The sequence below is a fragment of the Microbulbifer sp. ABF4_143 genome (assembly GCF_056160225.1).
Map to the genome: position 1 here is coordinate 98,030 of NZ_JBSWWT010000003.1, position 23,122 is coordinate 121,151.

General features: G+C 64.9%; 17 protein-coding genes. 13 read left to right on the forward strand and 4 right to left on the reverse strand.

Translation table 11 applies throughout. The annotated features are described in order from the left end of the window. Positions 1-49 precede the first annotated feature (49 nt). Together prmB and aroC are read left to right on the forward strand one after the other, a co-directional pair. Positions 50-973: a 50S ribosomal protein L3 N(5)-glutamine methyltransferase gene (gene prmB, locus ACXAF3_RS03435; RefSeq protein WP_475110880.1), complete on the forward strand. Its 924-nt coding sequence runs from the start codon at positions 50-52 to the stop codon at positions 971-973. A 123-nt stretch (positions 974-1,096) separates the two neighbouring features. Continuing rightward, positions 1,097-2,188: a chorismate synthase gene (gene aroC / locus ACXAF3_RS03440; protein WP_475110881.1), complete on the forward strand. Its 1,092-nt coding sequence runs from the start codon at positions 1,097-1,099 to the stop codon at positions 2,186-2,188. Between the two features lie 256 nt (positions 2,189-2,444). On the opposite strand, the gene ACXAF3_RS03445 is transcribed toward aroC, so the two are convergent. From ACXAF3_RS03445 to ACXAF3_RS03460, 4 genes are all read right to left on the reverse strand, one after another. Next, the gene (locus ACXAF3_RS03445; RefSeq protein ID WP_475110882.1) at positions 2,445-5,570 is read right to left on the reverse strand and encodes an efflux RND transporter permease subunit; all 3,126 of its coding nucleotides are present in this window, start codon (positions 5,568-5,570) and stop codon (positions 2,445-2,447) included. Between the two features lie 12 nt (positions 5,571-5,582). After that, positions 5,583-6,758 (reverse strand): efflux RND transporter periplasmic adaptor subunit, encoded by a 1,176-nt coding sequence (locus tag ACXAF3_RS03450; RefSeq protein WP_475110883.1) that lies wholly within the window; start codon positions 6,756-6,758, stop codon positions 5,583-5,585. A 311-nt stretch (positions 6,759-7,069) separates the two neighbouring features. Continuing rightward, the gene (locus ACXAF3_RS03455) at positions 7,070-7,807 is read right to left on the reverse strand and encodes a TIGR04219 family outer membrane beta-barrel protein (RefSeq protein WP_475110884.1); all 738 of its coding nucleotides are present in this window, start codon (positions 7,805-7,807) and stop codon (positions 7,070-7,072) included. Positions 7,808-7,903: 96 nt separating this feature from the next. Continuing rightward, positions 7,904-8,797, reverse strand: a complete 894-nt coding sequence (locus ACXAF3_RS03460) for a LysR family transcriptional regulator (protein WP_475110885.1) — start codon at positions 8,795-8,797, stop codon at positions 7,904-7,906. Positions 8,798-9,103: 306 nt separating this feature from the next. Between ACXAF3_RS03460 and leuC the strand changes: the two genes are divergently transcribed. The 11 genes from leuC (at position 9,104) to accD (ending at position 23,091) form a co-directional block, all read left to right on the forward strand. Continuing rightward, entirely contained in the window at positions 9,104-10,543 is a 1,440-nt protein-coding gene (gene leuC, locus ACXAF3_RS03465) for a 3-isopropylmalate dehydratase large subunit (protein WP_475110886.1), read from the forward strand. Beyond that, the gene (gene leuD / locus ACXAF3_RS03470; RefSeq protein ID WP_475110887.1) at positions 10,544-11,191 is read left to right on the forward strand and encodes a 3-isopropylmalate dehydratase small subunit; all 648 of its coding nucleotides are present in this window, start codon (positions 10,544-10,546) and stop codon (positions 11,189-11,191) included. 192 nt (positions 11,192-11,383) lie between these two features. Then, positions 11,384-12,457, forward strand: coding sequence for a 3-isopropylmalate dehydrogenase (gene leuB / locus ACXAF3_RS03475; protein ID WP_475110888.1), 1,074 nt, complete (start codon positions 11,384-11,386; stop codon positions 12,455-12,457). Between the two features lie 80 nt (positions 12,458-12,537). Beyond that, entirely contained in the window at positions 12,538-13,653 is a 1,116-nt protein-coding gene (asd, locus tag ACXAF3_RS03480; RefSeq protein WP_475110889.1) for an aspartate-semialdehyde dehydrogenase, read from the forward strand. A gap of 190 nt (positions 13,654-13,843) precedes the next feature. After that, positions 13,844-14,839 carry an Asd/ArgC dimerization domain-containing protein gene (locus tag ACXAF3_RS03485; RefSeq protein WP_475110890.1) on the forward strand — a complete coding sequence of 332 codons (996 nt, stop codon included), beginning with the start codon at positions 13,844-13,846 and terminating at the stop codon, positions 14,837-14,839. 196 nt (positions 14,840-15,035) lie between these two features. Then, positions 15,036-17,984: a motility hub landmark protein FimV gene (locus ACXAF3_RS03490; RefSeq protein ID WP_475110892.1), complete on the forward strand. Its 2,949-nt coding sequence runs from the start codon at positions 15,036-15,038 to the stop codon at positions 17,982-17,984. 145 nt (positions 17,985-18,129) lie between these two features. Further along, positions 18,130-19,014: a tRNA pseudouridine(38-40) synthase TruA gene (gene truA, locus ACXAF3_RS03495; protein ID WP_475110893.1), complete on the forward strand. Its 885-nt coding sequence runs from the start codon at positions 18,130-18,132 to the stop codon at positions 19,012-19,014. A gap of 87 nt (positions 19,015-19,101) precedes the next feature. Next, complete coding sequence (locus ACXAF3_RS03500; protein ID WP_475110894.1) at positions 19,102-19,710, forward strand: phosphoribosylanthranilate isomerase; 609 nt, start codon at positions 19,102-19,104, stop codon at positions 19,708-19,710. Positions 19,711-20,055: 345 nt separating this feature from the next. Continuing rightward, complete coding sequence (gene trpB / locus ACXAF3_RS03505) at positions 20,056-21,273, forward strand: tryptophan synthase subunit beta (protein WP_475110896.1); 1,218 nt, start codon at positions 20,056-20,058, stop codon at positions 21,271-21,273. Positions 21,274-21,283: 10 nt separating this feature from the next. Further along, positions 21,284-22,093 (forward strand): tryptophan synthase subunit alpha, encoded by an 810-nt coding sequence (gene trpA / locus ACXAF3_RS03510; protein ID WP_475110897.1) that lies wholly within the window; start codon positions 21,284-21,286, stop codon positions 22,091-22,093. 143 nt (positions 22,094-22,236) lie between these two features. Next, positions 22,237-23,091: an acetyl-CoA carboxylase, carboxyltransferase subunit beta gene (accD, locus tag ACXAF3_RS03515; RefSeq protein ID WP_475110898.1), complete on the forward strand. Its 855-nt coding sequence runs from the start codon at positions 22,237-22,239 to the stop codon at positions 23,089-23,091. Positions 23,092-23,122: the final 31 nt, after the last annotated feature.

The following is a 23,122-nucleotide window of genomic DNA, read 5'->3' on the forward strand; positions in this document are numbered from 1 at the left end:
CTTTGAGTAAAGTTCCCCGTACATCCACCGTATTAAAAGGATAGAGTCAATGATCGAGAGGCGTGAGGCCAGCCTGCACGAATTGTGTACAGTGCTGGACTATATCCGCTGGGGCGCCAGCCGGTTCAACGAGGCGGGCCTCTACTTCGGCCACGGCACCGATAACGCCTGGGACGAGGCGCTGGCGCTGGTGATGCACGCCCTGCACCTGCCGCTGCACAGCAAGCCGGAGGTGCTGCAGGCGCGCCTGACCATGGAGGAGCGGCGCGAGGTGATGGCGCTGCTGGAGCGCCGCGCCGAGGAGCGCCTGCCGGCCCCCTACCTGACCAACGAGGCGCATTTCTGTGGCATGACCTTCTATGTGGACGAGCGGGTGCTGGTACCGCGCTCGCCGATCGGCGAGCTGATCCGGAATGGATTCGAGCCCTGGCTGAAGGTCGAGCCGCTGGCGATTCTGGATCTCTGCTGCGGCAGCGGCTGTATCGGTATCGCCTGCGCCGAGGCCTTCCCGGAGGCCAGGGTGGACCTGAGCGATATCGACGCCGGCGCCATAGAGGTGGCGCAGATCAATATCAACCGCCACCAGCTGAACGAGCGGGTGCGCGCGGTGCAGTCGGATCTGTTCGCCGGCCTGCAGGGGCTGAGCTATGACCTGATCGTGTGCAATCCCCCCTATGTGGATGCCCGCGACCTGGCGGAGATGCCGGAGGAGTACCGCGCCGAACCGGAGATCGCGCTGGGTTCCGGCGCGGACGGCCTCGACTTTACCCGCAGGCTGCTGCGCGAGGCCGCCGACCACCTGCAGCCGGACGGGCTGCTGGTGTGCGAGGTGGGCAACAGCTGGGAGGCGCTGGAGCGGGCCTTCCCGCAGGTGCCCTTCGTCTGGCTGGAATTCGAAGACGGCGGTCACGGCGTCTTCGCAATCGGCCGCGAGGAGCTGCTCGCCTACCAATCCACTTTCGAAGCCGAATAAATTCTCTTGCGCAGGGGGCGCCGCGCGCACCCTTTGTGCTTTTTGCGCCGCGCCGCGCTCCGCTGGAGGGGAATCCTCTATAATGCGCGGCTTTCCACGAAAAATTGCGCACAGGCAGGGAATATGTCCGGCAACACCTTTGGCAAGCTGTTTTGCGTCACCACCTTCGGCGAGAGCCACGGCCCGGCCCTGGGCTGTATCGTCGACGGCTGCCCGCCGGGGCTCGAGATCAGCGAAGAGGAAATCCAGCGGGAACTGGACCGGCGCAAGCCCGGCACCTCCCGCTACACCACCCAGCGCCGCGAGGCGGATCAGGTCAGGATTCTGTCCGGCGTCTTCGAGGGCAAAACCACCGGCACGCCCATCGGCCTGTTGATCGAGAACACCGACCAGCGCTCCAAGGACTACGCGAATATCGCCGAACAGGTGCGCCCGGCCCACGCGGACTACACCTACTGGCAGAAGTACGGCCTGCGCGACTACCGCGGCGGCGGCCGCTCCTCGGCGCGGGAGACGGCCATGCGCGTCGCCGCCGGGGCCATCGCCAAGAAGTGGCTGCGGCGGAAGTACGGTATCGAGGTGCGCGGCTACCTGTCCCAGCTGGGGCCGATCAAGGTGGAAAAGCTGGACTGGGAGCAGGTGGAGCGGAATCCGTTTTTCTGCCCGGATGCGGACAAGGTGCCGGAGATGGAGGCCTATATGCAGGCGCTGATCAAGGAGGGCAACTCCATAGGCGCGCGCATCTCGGTGCACGCGAGCAATGTGCCGGCGGGCCTCGGCGAGCCGATCTTCGATCGCCTGGACGCGGACCTGGCCCACGCGCTGATGAGTATCAACGCGGTCAAGGGGGTGGAGATCGGGGCCGGCTTCGCCAGCGTGGAGCAGAAGGGCACCGAGCACCGCGACGAGATAACGCCGGAGGGCTTTCTGTCCAACAACGCCGGCGGCGTGCTCGGCGGCATTTCCAGCGGCCAGGACATCATCGCCCATATCGCGCTGAAGCCCACCTCCAGCCTGCGCATACCCGGGCGCAGCATAGACGTACACGGTAATCCGATCGAGGTGGTGACCAAGGGCCGCCACGATCCCTGCGTCGGCATCCGCGCGACCCCCATCGCCGAGGCGATGATGGCGCTGGTGTTGATCGATCACGCGCTGCGCCAGCGCGGGCAGAATGGCGATGTATCGCCCGGGGTGATTACGGTCGGGGATTAAATAGCGGCATGTTCAAATGCCGTCCCGATTCCTAACGGAGTTCTGCAGTCAGTCTTTAAGGCAAAGTGCTGGGGCGAGTATTTCGAACCGTCGGCGACAGGGCCGAAGGCGCCGCGAATGCCTGCAGCGGCCGGACCGTCGCCGCCGGAGCGTACAGGGATGTATTTACAGCGATTCGAAATACTCGCCCCAGTGCTTTGCCGCCACCGCACCCGATTAGAAACAGGGCGGCGTCCTCACTGCTCTGAGCGGCACATTAATCAGCCGCCGCGGCGTTACTCCCTATATTCAGCCGCGCCAGCAGCCTGTTCCACACCCGCGCGCTGAGCGCGCCGATATCCACACCGATCGCATAGAGCGCGGGCACCAGCAGCAGTGTGACGAAAAAGGCCACGAACACGCCGAAGGCCAGCGCCACCACAATCGGCTGCAGGAAGGCCGCCTGAATGCTGCGCTCCAGCATCATCGGCATCAGGCCGACAATGGTGGTGACGGTGGTCAGCAGGATGGGGCGGAAGCGCGCCACACCGGCCTCGACGATGGCCTTCATCGGGGCCATGCCCTGGCTGCGCAGCCGGTTGCAGTGGTCCATCAGCACCAGGTTGTCATTGACCACCACGCCCGCGGCGGCGGCGATGCCGAAGTAACTGAAAATCGCCATCGTCATGCCCATGGCGCCGTGGCCGAATATGGCCCCGACAAAGGCGAACGGAATGGCGATCAGGATCAGTATCGGCTGGAAGTAGCTGCGGAAGGCCACCGCCAGCAGGCTGTACATGGCGAAGAAGGCCATGGTGTAGAGGCCGAGCACTTCCTGGATAAAGCGCTTCTCGCCCTCGGCCTGACCCACGGCGCCGCGGCTGATGCCGGGGTAGCGCTTCTCCCACTCGGGAAAGAAGTTTTCATTGAGATCGTCCATGATGTCGCCGCGCACATCGTCTTTCAGATCCGCCATGACCCGCGCGGCGCGGTTGCCGTTCCAGCGCTGGATGCGCTTGATGCCCGGTGCATATTCCAGGTCCGCCACCGCCAGCAGGGGCACTTCGCGGCCGTCGGCGGTGCGCACGCGGAAATCCTTCAGGCTCTCGATGGAGCGGCGGGATTCCAGCGGGTAGCGCACCATCACCTTCACGTCCTGACCGGCGCGGGGCAGGCGCTGCACCTCTTCGCCGAAGTAGGCCTGGCGCACCTGGCGGTTCACTTCCGCCAGGGTCAGCCCCAGCCTGGCGGCGCCGGGCTTCAGGTCGATACGGATTTCCTCGGAGGCGCCCTCGAGGTTGTTGCGCACATCGTAGAGGCTTTCGTAGCTGCGCAGTTGGGCCTCCAGTTCCGCCGTGGCACTGCGCAGCACGTCCAGGTCCGGGTGGCGGATGGAGAGTTCGAAGCCGGGACCGTCGTTGCCCATCGAGTACTGCACCGACACTTCCTTGGCGTCGGGTACGTCGCCCAGCAGTTCGCGCAGGCGCAGGGCGGCGTCCTTGGCCGACATGTCGCGCACTTCCGGTGGCGCCAGCTTGACGATGGCGATCACGCTGTCGCGCCGCGAGCGGGTGTACCAGTTTTCGATCAGCACCCCCTGGCCCTCGGTGCGCTGGTTGACCTCTTCCTCCAGGCGCTTCTCGGCGTCCTGCAGTTGCGCCAGCACTTCCAGCGCGCGGCTGTAGGGCGCCCCTTCCGGCATCACGACGTTGACGATGATCTGGTCGGACTCTATCTCCGGCATAAAGCTCTTCTTCACCCAGCCGCTGCCGAACATGCCGAAGCCGATCATCAGTACGGCAATAAAAATGCTCAGCGTCAGGTAGCGGCGCTCCACCGCCCACTCGCCGGTGCGGCGGTAGTGGTTCTGGGCAAAGTGGACGATGCGATCGGCGATGCGCTGCTGCACGCGGCCAAAGCGGCCCGGGCGGGTGCGCGGCTTCAGGTTGTTCAGGTGCGCCGGCAGGATAAACAGGGATTCGATCAGGGAGAAAACCAGCGCGAGTATCACCACCCAGGTGATATGGCGGGTGAACTCGCTGGTGGAGCCGCTGATAAAGATCCACGGCAGGAATGCCAGAATGGTGGTCACCACCGCAAAGATGACCGGCTTGGCCACCAACTGCGTGCCCAGCACGGCGGCGCTGAGGGGCGTCTTGTGGGTGGAATTGTGGGATTCGGTGTGAATGCTCTCGCCCACCACAATGGCGTCATCCACCACTATGCCCAGCACCAGCAGGAAGGCAAAGGTGGACAGCATGTTCAGCGACACGCCCACGGTGGGCAGCAGTACAAAGGCGCCGGCGTAGGCGGTGGCTATGCCCACCGCAACCCAGAAGGCCACGATCGGGCGCAGGCTGAAGACCAGTACCAGCAATACCAGCAGCAGTCCCTGGAGCGCGGAGCTGCCGATGGTGTCGAGGCGGCTCTTGAAGTCGACGGCATTGTCGGTCCACAGGGTCAGCTCGGCGCCGGCGGGCAGGGTCTTGCGGCGCTCTTCGATCCAGCCGCGGATCGACTCCGATGCGGTGACGATATCCATCGTCTCGGTGCTCATCACCTGCAGCAGTATCGCCGGTTCGCCGTTCAGCGTCGCGAGGATCTCGTTGTCTTCGAAGCCGTCCACGACAGTGGCCACATCGCCGACGCGAATGGTGCCGCCGTCGGCGGTCTGACGCACGATGATATCGGCAAATTCCTGTTCGGTATCCGCCTGGTTGCGCACCTTGAGCTGGTAGCTGCCCACTTCGGTGCGCACCGTGCCGGCGGACTGGTTGAGGGAGCTGGCGCGGATGGCATCGCTCACTTCCTGGAAGGTCATGCCGTAGCGGTGCAGCGCCAGTTCGCTGACTTCGATGGAGACCTCCTCCATACGGGTGCCGAACAGTTCCACCAGGGATATGGCGGGCAGGGTGGCGGCCTCGCGCCGCAGCTGTTCCGCCAGGCGCTTGAGTTCGCGCTCGCTCAGGTCGCCGTGCATCGCTACGCGGATAAATTCCTGCCGGTTCACCCACTGCTGCACCTGCGGCGGCTCGATGTCGCGGGGAAAGGAGTTGATGCCGTCGACGCGGATCTTGATGTCGTTCATAAAGCGGGGGAAATCCACCGTCGACTCCGCGAGGATATACACTTCGCCCCAGCCCTCGGCGGAAGACGAGCGCACCCACTCGATGTTGTCCAGGTCGCTGACCGCCTCCTCGATTCTGGCGACTATCTGCTCCTCGACTTCCTGCGGCGCCGCGCCCGGCCAGGCGACCCGGATTTCCAGGCCCGGAAAGCGCACCTGGGGATCCATTTCCCGCTCCATCAGGCCGAAGCCGATCCAGCCGGCAACGAAGATCCCCACCATGGCGAGGTTGGCGGCCACGCGGTTGCTCGCCCACCATTCAATCAGTTTGTTCATGCGCGGCCTCCGTTACTTGCTGGCGAGTTGGGTGATGGGCTGCACTTCCATGCCGTCCACCACATTGGCGACGGTGGAGGTGACCACCCGCTCGCCGTCGGCAACGCCGGATGCCACCACTACCCGGTTCTCGGAAGTGGACAACACTTCCACGGTGCGGATATCCAGGCGGTTGTCCCCATCGACCACATACACCTTGTCGGCATTGCGCAGCGCATCCCGCGGCAGCACCAGGGCCCGGTGGGGCTGCACGCCCTCTGCTCTAGCGGTGACGAACAGTCCCACCGCCAGCGGCACGCCGTCGCTGGCGCCCGCGCCATAGGGGGCGTGCACTTCCGCCACTGCATAAATGAGTCGGGTCTGCCGGTCTACCGCGGCCTGGGTGCGCACTATGCGCCCCTGCCACTGGTGCTGTTGCCGGCCGACCTGGGCGGAAAGCGTCACCTGTGGACCCGGCTGCTCTTCGCTGGCGACGAAGCCCATGGGCAGGTCCAGTTCCTGCAGCTGCGAATCGGTCAGTGGCAGGCGGACTTCCACCCGATCGGTGGCAAACACGCGGCCCAGCGGGGTACTGGCGGTGACATATTGGCCCACGCCCACATCCCGCCGAATCACGCGTCCGCGAAAGGGCAGTGTGATGCGGGTGCGCGCCAGGTTCAGCTCGGCGTCGGCCAGCTCGGCCTTGGCGGATCGCAGCATGGCCTCGGCTTCCTCTACCTGGGGCCGGTTGACCTGCAGCGGGGTGGGTTCCTTGTGCGGATGGATGGATTGCCACTGTTGCAGTTTGATCGCGGCCGCCGCCTTTGCCTGCAACAGCTGCACCTCGGCCTGCGCCACACCGGCCTTGGCGCGGGCCAGGGCCAGCCGGTAGTCGGCATCGTCCAGTTGGATCAGGGTCTCGCCGGGCTCGAAGCCGGCGCCCTCGGCGAACTTGTCCGTGATGGCGACAATCCGGCCGGGGACCTGGGGCATCAGGTCGATTTCGGTGTGCGGGCGCACTTCGCCCTGAGTGGCAACTTCGAGATGCACCGTCTCCTCGCGCGCTTCGGAGTAGAAAAGCGACAGCAGTCTCTGCTCTTCTTCCTTTTTCTCTGGCGCCGGCTTGGCCGCGCCCATGAGCTGTACAACCCCAAAACCCAATGCCAGCACCAGTACCGGTGCGGCGGCTTTCAAATATTTCTTGTTCATGCGTTTTATCTGCCTGGATTGCAAGATTCGCCAGCGGCGGTCCCTGGCGCCGGTCGCAATTCATGGAATCACGAAACCCGGAGCTTTGCCTATGGGCCGGAAGCCGGAACGAGCAGGATTGGCGATGGGCGCCCTTTGCCAATCGTCTTATGGACGACGCGCGGGATGGATTCGGATGCGGGCGCCGGAAAAAAAGTAAAAACGGGAGGGGAATTGGAGGCGGGAGTTGAGGGCCAAGGCGGGAAGTAAAAAGCCGTCGCTTGCGGGGAAGGAGAAAGGCGCCGGCAGCCGGCGCCTATCCGCAATGGCGATTACAGGTGCAGGTTCAGGCCGATATAGGGGCCCTTGATCTCGATATCGCTCTGCAGCTCGTCCAACTCCTGCAGGTCCAGGCTCATCACCCGGTAGCCGGCCTCGATGGCGAAATCCAGTGCCGGCACGAAGTCCCAGCGCACCTTGGCGGTCAGGTCTGTGTGGGTGTCGCCCTTGTAGCCGGTGCCGTTGCCCTGGGCGATCACGGACCAGCCGGTGAAGGGCAGGTCGAAGCGGGCCATGCCGTAGACCATCGGCAGCACGCCGGACAGTTCGATGGTTTCGGACTGCAACTGGCTGGCCACCATCATCTCGCCCTTGTACTGGCGCGCGGTCAGGCCGATATCCAGGTTGACCCAGTTGTCCAGTATTTCGTAGTAGAGGGTGGCGTCGGTGTGAGTCAGATCCAGGTCCGCACTGACTTCGGAGCCGATCAGGAATGTTTCGTCGCCGAAAGTGACGAACTCGTCCAGTACGGCCTCACCGTTGGTCTCGACCTTGCTGTGGGAGAGCATGATATTCGGAATCAGCGGCACCGGGTGTTCCAGGGCTGCCTGCAGGAAGGTGATATTGTCTTCCGCCAGGGAAAACTCGTCCACGTTGAAATCGTCCACACCGATACTGCCGGTGTAGGCCGGCTGCCAGACACCGGCGCTGGCGTCGAAGCCGAGAATGGTGTCGGCGCTGGCGGCGCCGCTGGCCAGGGCTGCGCAGAGGGCGAGTGCTGTTTTTTTCATTGGGTTCTCTCCGTTTTTATTGCTGCGGCGGAGTTTACCTTTTTTTGCCCGTTGCGATGTTGTCGGCCGCACAATTTCCGCGAATTGCGCCTCGTATCAGGGTTCTTCCGCCGAATTTTTGTCCGCTGTGGACAACAGCAGCTGCTGCAGCGCGCCGGCGGCGTTGCTGAGCGTGCGCGCGCGGTGGCTGATCACGCCGAGGTTGCGCACTATGTGCAGCTTTTCCACCGGCAGTACGGCGAGGCTGTCGTCCACCAGGGTGCGCGGCAGTACGCTCCAGCCGAGGCCGACGCCGGCCATCATCTTGATGGTCTCGAGGAAGTTGGTCGCGAGTTTGGCGGTGAGTTTCAGGCCCCGGGCATCGAATTCGCGCTTGATCAATCTGCCGGTATAGGTGTTCAGGTCCGGCAGTATCGCCGGGTAGCGGGCCAGGTCGGGGAGGTCGAGGGCCGGCATCTTCGACAGCGGGTGATCCGGCGCGGCCACGACGACGCAGGGGTCCGGCCAGATGACCCGCGCCTCGAGGCTCGGGTATTCCTTCAGCGCCAGAGTCACGACGGCCAGCTCGTACTCGCCGGCCATCAGGGCCTCGTAGGCCTGTTCCGAGTCGACGAAGTCGATATCCAGGGCCACGTCCGGGTAGCGGGAACTGAAGGCCTTCAGCACCGGCGGCAGGTGGTGCAGGCCCACGTGGTGGCTGGTGGCGATGCGCAGGCTGCCGGTCACCGCGCCGCCGAGGGCGCGCAGCTCCCGCTCCGCGTCGCTGACCTCGTTCAGGATATGTCGCGCCCGCGGCAGCAGCACGCGGCCGGCATCGGTTAGCTGCAGGCGCCGGCCTATGCGGTCGAACAGCGGCGTGCCCAGCTGCTGCTCCAGCGCCGCCAGACGCTTGCTGACCGCCGGCTGGGTCAGATGCAGCTGCGCCGCGGCCTCGGAGACAGATCCCTGTTCGGCGGTGGCGAGGAAGGCTTTGAGCCACTGGATTTCCATGTTTGATGCTCCTGTGGTTGGTGCCTGCGAGCAGGTGAGGTGGCGGCACTGCTGCCGGTACTCGTTTGCGGGACACGCCGTGAATACGTCCCTGTAGGCTTGTCTGCGAGGTCCCTCTCGCAGACAGTCCCGCAAACGAGTACCGGCAGCAGCACCTTCGCATCAGAATTCCGTATTCTTGTCGGATTGGGTTGTAGCTGCCTTGCTCTTATTCCAAATGCGACTTTTACTTATAATAAATATAAATTGATGTTATTCAATGCCCGAGTCTAGACTGCGTCAATCCAAAAACGAGGAGAAACGGCCATGGCCGGGCAGACGCTCTACGACAAACTCTGGCAGGACCACCTGGTAAAGAGCCGCGAAGACGGCACCGCACTGATCTATATCGACCGCCACCTGATCCACGAGGTGACCTCCCCGCAGGCGTTTGAAGGTCTGCGACTGGCTGGTCGCAAGCCCTGGCGCAGGGACTCCCTGGTCGCGACGCCGGATCACAATGTGCCCTCCGATGCGGCCGAGCGCGCCGCCGGCGTGGCCGGTATCCGCGACGAGGTGTCGCGTATCCAGGTGCAGACTCTGGACGAAAACTGCCGCGATTTCGACGTGGTGCAGTTCGGCATCAACGAGCCGGGACAGGGCATTGTGCACGTTATCGGTCCGGAAACCGGCGCGACACTGCCGGGTATGACCGTGGTCTGCGGCGACTCCCACACCTCCACCCACGGCGCCCTGGGTGCACTGGCGCACGGTATCGGCACCTCCGAGGTGGAGCATGTGATGGCCACCCAGTGCCTGATCCAGAAGAAGATGAAGAATATGCTGGTGCGCGTCGACGGCGAGCTGCGCCCGGGCGTGACCGCGAAGGATGTGGTGCTGGCGATTATCGGCAAGATAGGCACCGCCGGCGGCACCGGCTACGCGATAGAGTTCGGCGGCGAGGTGATCCGCAAGATGTCGATGGAGGGCCGTATGACCGTGTGCAATATGGCCATCGAGGCGGGCGCCCGCGCCGGTATGGTGGCGGTGGACCAGATCACCCTCGACTATGTGAAGGGCAAGCCCTACGCGCCGAAAGGTGAGCACTGGGACAGGGCCGTCGAGGCCTGGAGCCGCCTGCACTCCGACGACGACGCCGTGTTCGACGCGGTCGTCGAGCTGCGCGGCGAGGATATAGAGCCGCAGGTGAGCTGGGGTACCTCCCCGGAGATGGTGGCGCCGGTCAGCGCCCGCGTTCCGGATCCGGCCGACGAAACCGATGCGACCAGGCGCGCCGGTATCGAGCGCGCGCTGGAGTATATGGGGCTCACCGCCGGCCAGAAGATCACCGATATCAAAGTCGACCGGGTGTTTATCGGTTCCTGTACCAACTCCCGTATCGAGGACCTGCGCGCCGCCGCCACGGTGGCCAAAGGGCGGAAAAAGGCCGACAGCGTCAAGCAGGTGCTGGTCGTGCCCGGTTCCCAGGCGGTGAAGGCGCAGGCGGAAAAAGAGGGCCTGCACGACATCTTTATCGAGGCGGGCTTCGAGTGGCGCGAGCCCTCCTGCTCCATGTGTCTGGCGATGAACGCGGACAAGCTGGGTGCGGGCGAGCACTGCGCCTCCACTTCCAACCGCAACTTCGAGGGGCGCCAGGGCTACGGCGGTCGCACGCACCTGGTGAGTCCGAGCATGGCGGCGGCCGCGGCGATTGCCGGTCGCTTCGTGGATGTGCGTGAATTTGAAACCCAATTGGAGACTGCGTAAATGAAGGCTTTTATCCGGCACAAGGGTCTGGTGGCGCCGATGGATCGCGCCAATGTGGATACCGACCTGATCATCCCGAAGCAGTTTCTGAAATCCATCAAGCGCACCGGCTTCGGCCCCAACCTGTTCGACGAGCTGCGCTATCTGGATGAGGGGCAGCCCGGGCAGGACTGTTCCAAGCGGCCGCTGAACCCGGAGTTCCCGCTGAATTTCCCCCGTTACCGGGGCGCGTCGGTGCTGTTGGCGCGCAAGAACTTCGGCTGCGGCTCCAGCCGCGAGCACGCGCCCTGGGCCCTGGACGACTACGGTTTCCGCGCGATCATCGCGCCGAGCTTTGCGGATATCTTCTTCAACAACTGCTTCAAGAACGGCCTGCTGCCGATCGTGCTCGACGAGAAAATCGTCGATCAGCTGTTTGAGGAGATGTACGCGCAGGAAGGCTACGAGCTGACCATCGACCTGGAAAAGCAGCAGATCGTCAAGCCGAATGGCGACACCATCGATTTCGAGGTGGACGCCTTCCGCAAGCACTGCCTGCTGAACGGCCTCGACGATATCGGCCTGACGCTCGAGGACGCGGAGGCTATCCGCGCCTACGAGGCCAAGCGCCGCGAGCAGGCGCCCTGGTTGTTCGACGCCGTTAAATAGTCGTGGTGCTCGCAGTTCCGGGCGGCGCTGCTGCCGGGAACTTCCTGCGGGACACGCCGTGAATACATCCCTGTAGGCTTGTCGGCCGGGTCTCTCCGGCCGACAGTCCCGCAGGAAGTTCCCGGCAGCAGCGCCTTCGCATCGAAGTCCGAGGCCATGCCGGAAAAATGCGATTAGAGGAAACAGATTCTCGTGAGCAAAAAAATCATGATTCTGCCGGGCGACGGCATAGGCCCGGAGATTGTCGAGCAGGCGGTGGCGGTACTGGAAGCCGCGGACAAAAAATTCAATCTGGGCCTCTCCTTTGAACAGGGCCTGATCGGGGGCGCCTCCATCGATGCCCACGGCGAGCCGCTCACCGATGCGCAGCTGGAAGCGGCCGGCGCCTGCGACGCGGTGCTGCTGGGCGCCGTCGGTGGCCCCAAGTGGGACACCCTCGAGCGGGAGATCCGCCCGGAGAAGGGCCTGCTCAAGATCCGCAGCAGGTTGGGCCTCTACGCCAACCTGCGCCCGGCCATCCTCTACCCGCAGCTGGCCGACGCCTCCTCGCTGAAGCCCGAGGTGGTTTCCGGCCTGGATATACTGATCGTGCGCGAGCTGACCGGCGGTATCTACTTCGGCGAGCCGCGCGGTATCCGCACGCTGGAGAACGGCGAGAAGCAGGGCTTCAACACCTACGTCTACAGCGAGTCGGAAATCGAGCGTATCGCGCGCACCGCCTTCGAGGCGGCGCAGAAGCGCAATGGCAAACTCTGCTCCGTGGACAAGGCCAATGTGCTGGAGGTGACGGTGCTGTGGCGCGAGGTGCTGGACCGCCTGGCGCCGGAGTACCCGGACGTGGAACTGTCGCACATGTACGTCGACAACGCGGCCATGCAGCTGGTGCGCGCGCCCAAGCAGTTCGATGTGATGGTCACCGGCAATATGTTCGGCGATATCCTCTCCGATGCCGCCGCGATGCTGACCGGTTCCATCGGCATGCTGCCGTCCGCGTCGCTGAACGAGACCGGCTTCGGCCTCTACGAGCCCTGCCACGGTTCCGCGCCGGATATCGCCGGCCAAGGTATCGCCAACCCGCTGGCGACGATCCTTTCCGCCGCGATGATGCTGCGCTACTCGCTGGATATGGGCGAGGCGGCAGACGCGATAGAGGCGGCGGTTAGCAAGGTGCTGGATCGGGGACTGCGCACCGCGGATATCTACACCGAAGGCAGTGAGAAGGTATCCACCGCGGAGATGGGCGCAGCAGTGGTGGCCGCTTTCTGATAGTTGCGCCGCTCCCTCACTCGTCGTCGTTCCGGCCCGGGCCGGAACCCATACACCACGGAATCCAAAGGTTGATTGCAATGCAAAAAGTAGGTTTTATCGGTTGGCGCGGCATGGTCGGCTCGGTCCTGATGGGCCGCATGCTGGAAGAGAATGATTTCGCCCATATCCCGGAGCCGGTTTTCTTCTCCACCTCCAATGCCGGCGGCAAAGCCCCGGATATTGGCCGCGACGTGGCGCCGCTCGGCGACGCCTACGATATAGACGCGCTGGCCGGGCTCGATGCCATCGTCAGCTGTCAGGGCGGCGACTACACGAAAGAAGTCTTCCCCAAGCTGCGTGAAAAGGGCTGGAATGGCTACTGGATAGACGCCGCCTCCAGCCTGCGCATGGAGGACGACGCGATTATTGTGCTGGACCCGGTGAACCGCGACGTGATCGACAGGGGCATAGCGGCCGGTACGAAAAACTTTATCGGCGGCAACTGCACCGTCAGCCTGATGCTGATGGCTCTCGGCGGCCTGTTCAAGGCGGACCTGGTGGAGTGGGTGTCGGCGATGACCTATCAGGCCGCCAGCGGTGCCGGTGCGAAAAACATGCGCGAGCTGATTGCGCAGATGGGCGCCATCCGCGACGGTGTCGCCGATGAGCTGGCCGACCCGGCCAGCGCCATCCTGGAGATCGACCGCAAGGTGGCCGAAAAGATGCGCTCCGCGGATTTCCCGACCAGCGAATTCGGCGCGCCCCTGGCCGGCAGCCTGCTGCCCTGGATCGATACCCAGCTGGAAAACGGCCAGAGCCGCGAGGAGTGGAAGGCGCAGGTGGAGGCCAACAAAATCCTCGGCACCCAGAGCACAGTCCCGGTGGATGGCACCTGCGTGCGTATCGGCGCCATGCGCTGCCACAGCCAGGCGTTTACTGTGAAGCTGAAGAAAGACCTGCCGCTGGCGGAAATCGAGCGGCTGATCGGCACCGCCAACGACTGGGTCAAGGTGGTGCCCAACGAGCGCGAGGCCACACTGCAGCAGCTGACGCCGACCGCGGTGACCGGCAAGCTGGATATCCCGGTGGGCCGCCTGCGCAAGCTGAATATGGGGCCCGAGTACCTGAACGCCTACACCGTCGGCGACCAGCTCCTCTGGGGCGCGGCGGAACCCCTGCGCCGGGTGCTGCTGATTCTGCTCGGCAAGCTGTAAGCCGGGCGCGCAGAGCCCCGGCAGCGGGGCCGCCACCGCCCCCGCTACAGCCCTCTTACGGATCCGGGCTTCGACCTGTGAACCTCTTCTCACAAATAAGCCGCCCCGAAATCCCGGAGCGGCTTTTTTGATTGTGCCCTGCGGGTATAATCGCCCCTCTTTTGTACCCCATCCCAAGAAGTGAATCACCATGTCGGAAGCTACCCGCGAACTGGTTATCGTCGGCGTCGATAACGCCGCCTTTGCCCCCCTGCTGGAAATCCTCGAAGAGCGTGGCACCGTCGCCGCCGAGCAGTTGCGCCTGCTGGAAGTGGAGGACAGCGAGGTGGATTCGCAGGTGTTCGCCAAGCGCAATATCCCGGTGCAGTCGCTGCAACAGTTCAAGTTCGCCGCGGAACAGGTGGTGCTGCTGCTGAAGCGCGGCGACGCGGCGCAGGCGGCCCTGGCCGCGGCCGAGGCGGCCGGCGCCTGGGTGCTGGATGCGGCCGAGAATACCCGCGGCGACGAGAGCGTTACCCTGGTGCATCCGCTGCTGAACAGCGGCGCCATCGCCACCGCCGAGCGCCGGGTGCTGGCGCTGCCGGTGGCCGGCGCGGCCATGGTGGCGGAAGCGCTGTACCCGCTGCTCGACCAGCTGCAGGCGGTGGAAGTGCAGCTGAACCAGCCGGTGTCCGAATTGGGTAAGGCGGCGGTGGATTCTATGGCGGCGCAGACTGCGCGCATGTTCAGTGGCCAGGAGGCGGAAATCGACCCGGCCATCGGCCAGCGCCTGGCGTTCAATCAGCTGAGCTCCAGCGAGGCACTGCTGGCCAGCGGCCACAATATCAGCGAGCTGGCGCTGGTACACGACCTGCGCCGCCTGCTCGGCGAGGCGGTGGCGGTGGATGCCTGTATCAATACCTCGTCGGTTTTCCACGGCCAGTTGGCCAACCTGCGTGCGGTGCTTAACCAGGACGTGGATCTGGAAAAAGTGCGCGCGCTGCTTGCCAACGGCGCCCGCCTGCAGTTGGCCGAACGGCCCTCGGCGGAAAATGCCGTCGGTGGCGATGTCACTCTGGTCGGCCGTCTGCGCGAGAGCCTGTTGAATTCGCGCCAGCTCAATTTTTGTACGGCGTCGGACAACTTGCGCAAAGATCTGGCAATAAATTGCGTACAGATTGTGCACTTGTTGCTAAAAAACCACTGATATTTAATACTTAGCCGCCATAGTGAAGGTGTATTCTTAACTTTCGTTCGGCTTGGGGGTGGCGACTATTTCGCCAGGGTTGAAACGGCTGCCATTGCGGTAGTCGCATGGTTGAACGTTTACTGTACAGTGATGGGGATTTCGGAAGCGTGATTTGCGGAAGACCCGGTGATTCTAACAATAAAGGGAATCGGATATGCGTGTGCGAAAGCTGGCATTTGCGGTAGGTCTGGTCAGCGCACTGGGTGGCAACGCGGCTCTGGCGCTCGGGCTGGGTGAGATCAAACTGAACTCCACCCTCAACCAGCCTCTCGATGCAGAAATCAGTCTGCTGCAAACTCGCGGCCTCGACGAGAGTGAGATCAAGGTGCGCCTGGCGGGCCCGGACGACTTTGAGCGGGCCGGTGTCGAAAGATCTTATTTACTCACCGGGTTGCGCTTCGATGTGGACTACTCGAGCGGTCAGCCGATCATCCGCGTGTCCAGCCGCGAGCCGATTCGCGAGCCCTTCCTGAATTTCCTGGTGGAAACCCGCTGGCCGAGCGGCCGCCTGCTGCGGGAATACACCCTGTTGATGGATCTCCCCGCCTTCTCCACCAATACCGCGCAGCAGCCGGTGCGCGCCGCCGAGCGCGAGCGTCAGCAGGTGCGCAGGGATACGCCGGTGCAGAGGCCCGCTCCGCAGCCGGCGGTGCGCCCCGCGGAACCGGCACCCGCCGCCGAGTCTCAGCAGGCGGAGGCCCCCCGGCCGCAAGCCCGGCAGCCTGTGGTCGAAGAGGTGGCCGACACAGTGCGCGAGGTCGAGACCGCTGCGCCCGAGACCGCGCCCGGCGGCAGCCGGGTCTATGGACCCGTATCCGCCAACCAGACCCTGTGGGAGATTGCGCTGGAAAACCGCGTCAGCCGCGAGTTCTCCGTACAGCAGACCATGCTGGCGATTCAGCGCCTCAACCCCGAGGCGTTTATCAACAACAATATCAACCTGCTGAAGAAGGGGGCCGTACTGCGCCTGCCGAGCGCGGAGGACGTGCGCGCGCTGCCCCTGACCGAGGCCATCTCCGAAGTGGCCTCGCAGAATGATTCCTGGCGCCAGCGTATCGGTGGCGACGCGGCCACCGGTGCGCCGCTGGACGCGCGCGCCGTGGCCGAGGAGACCTCGGCCGGCGACGCGGTCGAGGGCCGCGTGAGTCTCGCCGCGCCGGGGGACAACGAATCCGTGATATCCGGCTCCGGCAGCGGCGCCGAGGACAGCGAGGCGCTGGCCGGCGAGCTGGCCGTCACCGAGGAGGAGCTGGACAAGTCGCGCCTCGAGAATGAAGAGCTGCAGGAGCGCATTGCCGAGCTGGACGAGCAGATCGACACCATGGAGCGCCTGGTCGAGGTCTCCAACGAAGAGATGCGCGCGGTCCAGGCGGCGGCGGAGCAGTCCGAACCGTCTCTGGATCCGGTCGGCGTCGGAGAGAGCGAGCAGGCCGAACAGAGCGGGCAGGCCGCCGCGGAGGAAACGGTATCCGAAGTTGCCGATGCCGAGGCGGAGGCGGTCGAGCCCGAAGTCGCCGCCCAGCCCGAGGTGGAGGAAGACAACAACCGCAATCGCGTGGTGTCGGTCCAGACCAGGTCCGAGCCGACGCTGGTCGAGCGGCTGATGGAGAATATCCAGCTGATCGGCATCGGTGCCGGCGTGCTGCTGGTGGGGCTGTTCGGGTTCTTCACCTGGCGTCGCCGCAAGGAGGAAGAGGAGGCCATGCTGGCGGTCGAGCGCGAGATGCTCGCCGAGCGGGAACTGGCCGAGGCGCCGGAAATTGGGCAGGAAGACGAGAATCTGGCGGCGCTGGAAACCATGGAGGCCGCCGACAACTTCGATATCGGTGAACTGGACGGCGTGGGCACCGACGACCCGATCTCCGAGGCGGAAATCCACCTGTCCCTCGGCCAGTACGACGAGGCCGAGAGCAAGCTGCTGCAGGGCCTGGAGCAGGACGGGCAGAACGTCGATGCGCGGCTGATGCTGCTGGAGGTCTACGCGCACCAGCAGAATGTGGACAAGTTCGACGATCACTACCGCCAGCTGCTCAGCATCAGCGACGGCCCGGCCGCGGACCGCGCCGCGCGCCTGCGCGAGAGCATTGCCGGCGCACCGCCCTTCGAGGCGCCGGCAATGGACTTCTCCAGTGAATCCCTGGAAGCCGCGCAGCTGGATGATATCAGTGCCTCTTTCGAGGACGACTTCGCCAGCGACAGCGCCGCCAGCGGCGAACTGGAGGGCGACACCTCCCTGTTGGACGACCTGACCATGGATCTGTCCGACGATCTCGGCGGCGGCGCCGGCGCGCAGGATACCCAGGAAGCGGAGGATGACTTCTCCCTCGACCTGGATCTCGACCTGGACGGCAGTCTCGACGGCGAGCTGCCGGCAGAGCAGGGCGCCGAACAGGCGGGCGCGGACGAAGAGGCGTTCAGCCTCGACGACCTGGATCTGGGTGATCTGGAACTGGGCGCTGAAGACAGCCCGGCCGCCGCTTCCGAGGCCGAGGCGGAGCTGGCGCCGATCGAATACGAAACCCCCGAGTCCGACAGCGCCGATGCGGAAAGCGGCGCGGACAGCGGCCTGGAGTTCGACCTCGACCTGTCGCCGATGGACGATGGCAGTGACCTGTCGCCGGAGTCGCAAGAGGCGGCCGCGGTTGACGCACCGGCTGATAGCGGGGCGGAGTTGTCGCTGGACGATATTTCCGACGACGACCTGGAAGCGATCGGCGGCGAGCTGGACGGCGGCCTGGATCTCGACGCGATCGACCTGGACGATATCTCCGGCCTGGTTTCCGAAGAGGAGCTGGCCCGGGACGGTGACCCGGCGCTCACCGAGCAGCCCGAGGCGCAACCGGTGCAGGCGGCCGAGCCGTCCGCGGTGAGTGACGGCGAGGCGGATCTCGGCGACCTCAACTTCAATCTGGAGAGCGACCTGGATTCGGAGCTGAACCTGCTCGAGGGCAGCGACGAAGTCAGCACCAAGCTGGAACTGGCCCAGGCCTATCTGGATATGGGCGACAAGGACGGCGCCAAGGATATCCTCAGCGAGGTGGTCCAGGAGGGCAGTGGCGAGCACAAGGCGCGCGCGGAGGAAATGCTGGAGCGCATGGCGTAAAGCCGCGCTCCGCTTCAAAAAACCTCGCACTGGCTGCGGGGTTTTTTTATGGTCGCGGCGCGGGATAGGGGCCGTCTGCACCTGCTCCAACAGCGCCCACCCTGTAGGAGTGGCCGTTCGCCGCGATCGAATCCTGAGCAAGGCAATGCAACGAGACTATATTTACAAACCCAACGGCGAAATTCCCCCGGGTGAACAGCTGCCCGAGGGGGTGCGCCGTATCGCCCTCGGCGTCGAGTACTGCGGTGCCCGGCTGCACGGCTTCCAGAAGCAGAAGTCCGCCGCGGAGACGGTACAGGCCCACCTCGAGCAGGCCCTGTCCAGTATCGCCGCGGAACCGCTGACCCTGGTGTGTGCCGGGCGCACGGATGCCGGCGTGCACGCCACCAACCAGGTTGTCCATTTCGATACCCGCGCGCAACGGCCGCAGCGCGCCTGGGTGCAGGGGGTCAATACCCGTTTGCCGGACGCGGTGCGCGTGCACTGGGCGCGCGAGGTGCCGGCGCAGTTCCACGCGCGCTTCTCCGCGCGCGCGCGCAGCTACCGCTACCTGATTCACAGCGCGCCGACCCGCTCGGCGCAGGCCGTGTCGGAGGTCACCTGGACCCAGCACCCGCTGGACCTGGACGCCATGCGCGAGGGGGCGAAATTCCTGCTGGGGCGCCACGACTTCACCAGCTTCCGCGCGAGCCAGTGTCAGGCGAAGAGCCCGGTGCGGGAGATCACCCGGCTGGATATAGCGCCGGTGGGCCAGTTGATCGTGCTGGAAGTGAGCGCCAACGCCTTCCTGCACCATATGGTGCGCAATATCACCGGCGTACTGATGGCGGTGGGGCGCGGCGAGCGGCCGCCGACATGGGTGAGAGAGGTGCTGGAGGCCCGCGACAGAAGCGCCGGCGGCGTCACCGCGCCGCCCTACGGGCTCTACCTGGTGGATGTGCAGTACCCGGAGGAATTCCAGTTGCCGCGGTCGGCGCCCGGGCCGCTGCTGGTGCCCCTGCCGCTCGGCGGTCTGCCGGTGCCGGGGTGAGCGCATTTCGCGCCCCGCGCCAATCTGCTAGTATCGCGGGCCCCTCACTTTTTTGAACCGCCGGTCGGGCCGTTAGAAGCAAGCGCGATGCAAGTAAAAATCTGCGGTATCACCAGTATCGAAGACGCGACTGCGGCCGTCGCCGCCGGCGCCGATGCGCTGGGGCTGGTGTTCTACCCCGGCAGCCCGCGCTTTGTCGATACAAACACGGCCGCCGCAATCGCCGCGGCCGCGCCGCCCTTTGTTACTTTGACCGGCCTGTTCGTCAACGCCGCGGCGGCGGAAGTCGATTCGGTGCTCGAAAGCGTGCCGCTGAACCTGCTGCAGTTCCACGGCGACGAGGACGCCGCCTACTGCGAGCGGTTCCAGCGCCCCTATATCAGGGCGCTGCGTATGAAAGACGATCTGGATGTTCTCGCGGCCATGAAAGCCCACCCGCGCGCGCGCGGTTTCCTGCTGGACGCCTACCGTCCCGGCGTGCCCGGCGGCACCGGCGAGACTTTCGACTGGCAGCGGGTACCCAGGCACAGCGGGCGGCCGATAGTGCTGGCCGGCGGCCTGACCCCGGACAATGTGGCGCGGGCAATCGAGGCCGCAGCCCCCCAGGCGGTGGACGTCAGCGGCGGTGTCGAGGCGTCGCCGGGCGTCAAGGACCCGAAGAAGGTGGCCGATTTTATTCGCGCGGCCAAGGGTTAGTGGTGAGTGACTATTAACCCGGCAACTGAAATCTGCGTGGGTTAATGCGGCACAGGGATGTGCCGTCGCCGAGCGCAGCTCGGGCGCGAGCCCTTGAAATTCCAGAAGATCCGCGCATCTTCGCCAGTATTTCAAGGGCGACAATCAAATATTTCAGGACGGAATATTTGATTGCCGGGTTAATGCGGCACAGGGATGTGCCGCCGCCGGCCGCAGGCCGGCGCGAGCCCTTGAAATTCCAGAAGATCCGCGCATCTTCGCCAGTATTTCAAGGGCGACAATCAAATATTTCAGGACGAAATATTTGATTGCCAGGTCAACAGTAACAAAGCATGGAGTGATTCAGTGAGTAAGCAAGGTGCGATAGATTTTTCCGCCTACCCGGATGCCGGCGGGCACTTCGGCCCCTACGGCGGCCGCTTTGTGTCGGAGACGCTGATCGGCGCGCTGGACGAACTGCAGGCGATGTATACGCGCCTGAAGGACGATCCTGAATTTATCGCGGCCTTCGATCACGACCTGGCACATTATGTCGGCCGCCCGTCGCCGCTGTATCTGGCCGAGCGCCTGACCGAGCAGGCCGGTGGCGCGCGCATCTGGCTCAAGCGCGAGGACCTGAACCACACCGGCGCGCACAAGGTAAACAATACCGTCGGCCAGGCGCTGCTGGCCAAGCACAGCGGCAAGACCCGTGTCATCGCCGAGACCGGTGCCGGCCAGCACGGCGTCGCCACCGCCACCGTCGCCGCGCGCCTGGGACTCAAGTGCGCCGTCTATATGGGCGCCGAGGACGTGAAGCGCCAGTCCCCGAATGTCTACCGCATGAAGCTGCTCGGCGCCGAGGTGATCCCGGTGGAGTCCGGCTCCAAGACATTGAAGGATGCGATGAACGAAGCCATGCGCGACTGGGTCACGAATGTCGACGACACCTTCTATATCATCGGCACCGTCGCCGGTCCGCACCCCTATCCGCAGCTGGTGCGGGACTTCAACTCGGTGATCGGCCGCGAGGCGCGCCGCCAGAGCCTGGAGGAGTTCGGCCGGCTGCCGGATGCGCTGGTGGCCTGTGTCGGCGGCGGCTCCAATGCGATAGGGCTCTTCCACCCCTTCCTGAACGACAGCGGCGTGAAGATGTACGGTGTCGAGGCCGGTGGCGAGGGCCTGGAGACGGGGCACCACGCGGCGCCGCTGAACGACGGTGTGCCGGGCGTGCTGCACGGCAACCGCACCTATCTGATGGAGGACGAGGACGGTCAGATTATCGAGACCCACTCTGTATCCGCCGGCCTCGACTATCCGGGGGTGGGCCCGGAGCACGCCTGGTTGAAGGATATCGGTCGCGTCGAGTATGTGACCGCCGACGACCGCGAGGCGCTGGACGCCTTCCGCAGACTGACCCGCACCGAGGGCATACTGCCGGCGCTGGAGTCCAGCCACGCGGTGGCCTATGCGCTGAAACTGGCCGCGACCATGGGCGCGGAGCAGAATATCGTCGTCAACCTGTCCGGCCGCGGCGACAAGGATATCTTCACCGTCGCCGCCATCGACGGCATCGAAGTTTAAGGGGGATGCTGTGAGTCAAGAAAACCGAATCGACCGCCGCTTCGCCCGGCTGCGCGCCGAGGGCCGCAAGGCGCTGGTAACCTATATCGTTGCCGGTGACGGCGGTCTGGAAAATACCGTGCCGATGATGCACCGGCTGGTGGCCAGCGGCGCGGACCTGATCGAACTGGGCGTGCCCTTCTCCGACCCGATGGCGGAGGGGCCGGTGATCCAGAAAGGCCACGAGCGCGCGCTGGCCAACAAGGCGTCGCTGCGCAGGTGCCTGGAACTGGTCGCGGAGTTCCGCCGGCAGGACGCGGAGACGCCGGTGATCCTGATGGGCTACGCCAACCCGATCGAGAAGATGGGGGCGGAGTCTTTTGCCGACGCGGCCTGCGAAGCCGGTGTCGACGGCGCGCTGACCGTCGACCTGCCGGCGGAGGAGGCGGAGCCCTTGAACCGCCTGCTGGCGGAGCGCGGCCTGCGCAATATCTTCCTGCTGACGCCCACCACCAGCGAGGAGCGGATTCAGGCGATTACGCGCCTCGCCAGTGGCTTTGTCTATTATGTGTCCCTGAAAGGGGTGACCGGCGCCGGGCACCTGGACCCGGATTCGGTGCGCGATAACCTGGCGCGGATCCGCCGCTTTACCGACCTGCCGCTGTGCGTCGGCTTCGGTATCAAGGACGGCGCCTCCGCCAGGGCGGTCAGCGAGCACGGCGACGGCGCCGTGGTGGGCAGTGTGCTGGTTTCGGCGATCGGCGAGGCGCCGGACGCGGCGGCGGCCGCAGACAGGGTCGCGTCGCTGGTGGGTGAAATCCGCTCCGCGCTCGACCGCTAGCGCGTGACCGGCTGGCCAGAAAGCCAAAAACAGCGGCTGATCTGGCCGGGTCTGAAGTGCCGCTTAGTGTTTTAATTCGCAGCCAGAAAGCCACAGGCCGGTACAATGCCGGCAGATAAAAAGCATCGGGATTTGGAAACGCAATGAGCTGGTTAGAAAAGATTGTTCCCGCGGTGATCCGCACGGAGCGCCGCACCGGCGCCAGCAAGGTGCCCGAGGGCGTGTGGAAGAAGTGCGTCAAGTGCGACGCGATGCTGTACCGCCCGGAGCTGGAGCGCAACCTGGACGTGTGTCCCAAGTGCGACCACCATTTTCGTATCGGCGCCCGCCGCCGCCTGGATATCTTCCTCGATCAGGACGGGCGCGAGGAACTGGCCACCGATGTGGAGCCGGTGGATCGCCTCAAATTCAAGGATGTGAAGAAATACAAGGATCGCCTGACCCAGGCGCAGAAGGCCACCGGTGAGAAGGACGCGCTGATCGCGATGCGCGGCACCCTGGAGGGCAGGCCGCTGGTGGCGGCCGCCTTCGAGTTCGCCTTCCACGGCGGCTCCATGGGCTATGTGGTCGGCGAGCGCTTCACCCGCGCGGCCCAGCGCGCGCTGGAGGAGCGGATTCCGCTGGTGTGCTTCTCCGCCACCGGCGGCGCGCGCATGCAGGAGGCGTTGATCTCGCTGATGCAGATGGCCAAGACCTCCGCGGTGCTGGAAAAGATGAAGATGGCCGGCGTGCCCTATATCTCCATTATGACCGACCCGGTCTACGGCGGCGTGTCCGCGTCCCTGGCGCTGCTCGGCGATATCAACGCCGCCGAGCCCGGTGCCCGCGCCGGTTTCGCCGGGCCCAACATCATCGAGCAGACCATTCGCCAGAAGCTGCCGAAAGGCTTCCAGCGCAGTGAATTCCTGCTGGAGCACGGCGCCATCGATATGATTATTCCGCGCAAGGAGATGCGCGCAACGGTGTCGCGGCTGCTGGGCAAGCTGTCCGGAGCCTGACTCTTTCGAGCTGCAGGAACGGGTGCTCGTT

Bases quoted from the DNA above. Each gene is read 5' to 3' on its own strand.
- asd (WP_475110889.1), top strand. From the start codon at position 12,538: ATGCAAAAAGTAGGTTTTATCGGTTGGCGCGGCATGGTCGGCTCGGTC.
- accD (WP_475110898.1), top strand. From the start codon at position 22,237: ATGAGCTGGTTAGAAAAGATTGTTCCCGCGGTGATCCGCACGGAGCGC.
- ACXAF3_RS03450 (WP_475110883.1), bottom strand. From the start codon at position 6,758: ATGAACAAGAAATATTTGAAAGCCGCCGCACCGGTACTGGTGCTGGCA.
- ACXAF3_RS03460 (WP_475110885.1), bottom strand. From the start codon at position 8,797: ATGGAAATCCAGTGGCTCAAAGCCTTCCTCGCCACCGCCGAACAGGGA.
- leuC (WP_475110886.1), top strand. From the start codon at position 9,104: ATGGCCGGGCAGACGCTCTACGACAAACTCTGGCAGGACCACCTGGTA.
- ACXAF3_RS03490 (WP_475110892.1), top strand. From the start codon at position 15,036: ATGCGTGTGCGAAAGCTGGCATTTGCGGTAGGTCTGGTCAGCGCACTG.
- truA (WP_475110893.1), top strand. From the start codon at position 18,130: ATGCAACGAGACTATATTTACAAACCCAACGGCGAAATTCCCCCGGGT.
- ACXAF3_RS03500 (WP_475110894.1), top strand. From the start codon at position 19,102: ATGCAAGTAAAAATCTGCGGTATCACCAGTATCGAAGACGCGACTGCG.
- leuD (WP_475110887.1), top strand. From the start codon at position 10,544: ATGAAGGCTTTTATCCGGCACAAGGGTCTGGTGGCGCCGATGGATCGC.
- ACXAF3_RS03445 (WP_475110882.1), bottom strand. From the start codon at position 5,570: ATGAACAAACTGATTGAATGGTGGGCGAGCAACCGCGTGGCCGCCAAC.
- prmB (WP_475110880.1), top strand. From the start codon at position 50: ATGATCGAGAGGCGTGAGGCCAGCCTGCACGAATTGTGTACAGTGCTG.
- ACXAF3_RS03485 (WP_475110890.1), top strand. From the start codon at position 13,844: ATGTCGGAAGCTACCCGCGAACTGGTTATCGTCGGCGTCGATAACGCC.
- ACXAF3_RS03455 (WP_475110884.1), bottom strand. From the start codon at position 7,807: ATGAAAAAAACAGCACTCGCCCTCTGCGCAGCCCTGGCCAGCGGCGCC.
- aroC (WP_475110881.1), top strand. From the start codon at position 1,097: ATGTCCGGCAACACCTTTGGCAAGCTGTTTTGCGTCACCACCTTCGGC.